Source organism: Microbacterium sp. Bi128, assembly GCF_918698205.1.
Window position 1 is genome coordinate 1 of record NZ_CAKKMM010000869.1, and the last position, 2154, is coordinate 2154.

General features: G+C 64.8%; 3 protein-coding genes. All 3 read left to right on the plus strand.

Annotated elements, in window-relative coordinates; translation table 11 throughout:
- Positions 1–1506: hypothetical protein (locus LQV45_RS27410; protein ID WP_230009973.1), on the plus strand; the 1506-nt coding region annotated here is incomplete at its 5' end.
- Complete coding sequence (locus tag LQV45_RS27415) at positions 1496–1873, plus strand: hypothetical protein (RefSeq protein ID WP_230009974.1); 378 nt, start codon at positions 1496–1498, stop codon at positions 1871–1873. The genes LQV45_RS27410 and LQV45_RS27415, both read left to right, overlap by 11 nt.
- Positions 1870–2049: a hypothetical protein gene (locus tag LQV45_RS27420; RefSeq protein ID WP_230009975.1), complete on the plus strand. Its 180-nt coding sequence runs from the start codon at positions 1870–1872 to the stop codon at positions 2047–2049. The genes LQV45_RS27415 and LQV45_RS27420 overlap by 4 nt, the downstream gene beginning before the upstream one ends.
- The last annotated feature ends 105 nt before the right edge of the window (positions 2050–2154 follow it).

Genomic DNA, 2154 nt, shown 5'->3' on the forward strand with positions numbered 1-2154 from the left:
GGCCTGCCCCGGCTCGAGGCCAGCTTCCGGCATCTGGGCATTGCGGACACGATTAGCCAAACGGGCCAGCTGGATCCGACCCTGGACGCCTACTTCAACTGGCCAGGATTCTTCAACGTGCTGGGAATGCTCTCCGGGGCGACGGGCGCCAAGGATCTTTTCGGGATCGCAACGTGGGCGCCGGTGGGCATCAACATCCTCCTGCTCGCACCACTGCTGGCCCTGGCCCGGCGGTTGACGGCAAATCCGCGCCAGGCCTGGGCGGCTGTCTGGATCTTTTACGTGGCCAGCTGGATTGGACAGGACTACCTGTCACCACAGGCCTATTCGTTCCTCCTCCTGCTCACACTGATTGCCTGCCTGCTCAGCGTCTTCGGCGGTTGGGCCTGGCCCACGGAGCGCACCCGCTTCTCCCGGTGGCTTGCCCGCAGTGTCAGCAAACTGGACAGCTCGGTCCCGCGGTATGGCGCCGCGGAACCGCACCGGGCGGACACGGCGATTCTCGTGGTGGTCTGCGCACTGATCCTGCTTGCCATGACGGCTTCACACCAGCTCAGCCCCTTCGCCGCGATCCCCATCCTGGCCGCGCTCCTGCTGACCGGACGTCTCCGGCTGCGCTTCTTGCCGGTCCTGGCCGTGGTCCTGCCCGTCGGCTGGCTGCTCTTTGCGGCTTCCACATTCGTGGAGGGGCATTTCGGCCAGCTGCTCGGCTCGCTCGGTGACATCGGCGCGAACAGCCTCGGCGCGCTGAGCAGCAGGGTCTCAGGCAGCGACGCCCACATGTTCGTGGTATACACGCGCATGGCCGAGGTTGCGCTGGTCTGGGTGCTCGCCGTTGCCGGCGCCATTGTGGGCTACCGGCGGAAGGCACCGTGGCTGGCGGCCGCGGCCGCGGCGCTGGCGCCGCTGGTCCTGATTCCCCTCCAGCCCTATGGCGGTGAACTGCTTCTGCGCCTGTATCTCTTCAGCCTTCCGTTCGCCGTCTGCCTGGCGGTGCTGCCACTGATGTCAGACAGTGCCGCGGGGCTGAGCCTGCGCCGGGCCCTCGCGCTGCTGCTGATGGGCGCGGTGCTCGCTACAGCCACTGTCGTCTCCCGTTACGGAAATGACGGCATGGAAAGCTTCAACGACGACGAAATCGCCTTAGTGAACCACCTCTATGCGACAGCGCCCACCGGTTCCGTCCTCATTGAGGCAGTTCGCAACACCCCGTGGAGATACCAGCACTACGCGGACTACGACTACCGGGCGCTCGTTGCTGCCGAGCCCATTCCCAACGCCGCGCCGCTCAGTTGTGACGCGGCCAACCAGATCGCCCACAAAGCGGGCGCGTACCTCATCGTTACCGAAAGCCAGCAGGAGGCAGCCGAACTTCGCGGTTCGACTCCCACCGGCGACCTTCAACGTTTTACCGCCACATGCGCCACGAGTCCGGGCTGGACAAAGGTTTTTGAAAACGCAGGCGGCGTGATTTTTCACATCGAAGGAGTTAGCAATGGCAACTGAACGCAGCTACGTGAGCTATGCGACGGCAGCCGTCGCCGTAGCAGCCATACCGCTCTCGTTTGTCGGCCCCGAGGGCCTGCGCCTGGCGGTGATAGGCCTGCTGATGCTGGCCGGGCCTGGAACGGCGCTGGTGCTGCTCCTCCGCTTCGACCCCCCGCGCTCAGCCCAGGCAACTGGTGCGCTTCCCCTCAGCATCGCCATCGCAATCGCCTTCAGCCTCGCGATGTCCACCCTCGTGGCGACGGCGATGATCTACGCACGTCTCTGGTCACCGCCGGCGGCCGTATGCCTCCTGTCGGCCCTGACCCTCGTATTCCTGGGCATTGAGTTCAAGCGGCCAAAGCGTGCCCTGGTGCGTGCGAAATGATCATCTTCCTGGCGGGGCTGGCCACGATGACGGCCCTCGTGAGCTGCGATGTGCTTCGCGTGTTGCAGCCGGACAAGGCACTCCCGCGCGCCGTGGTGATCACCACGGCAGCCCTGCTGGCCATAGTCGGCGTCGCAGTGGTCATGCAATTGGTGCATCTGGCGCAACTGGCATGACAGCAACCGTCCGCCCGGTGCCGCGGCACCGGGCGGACACCAACAAGTCGAACCAATCACGGAAAGTATTTTCAATGAGAAAACTTAGAACACTCAGCATGGTTG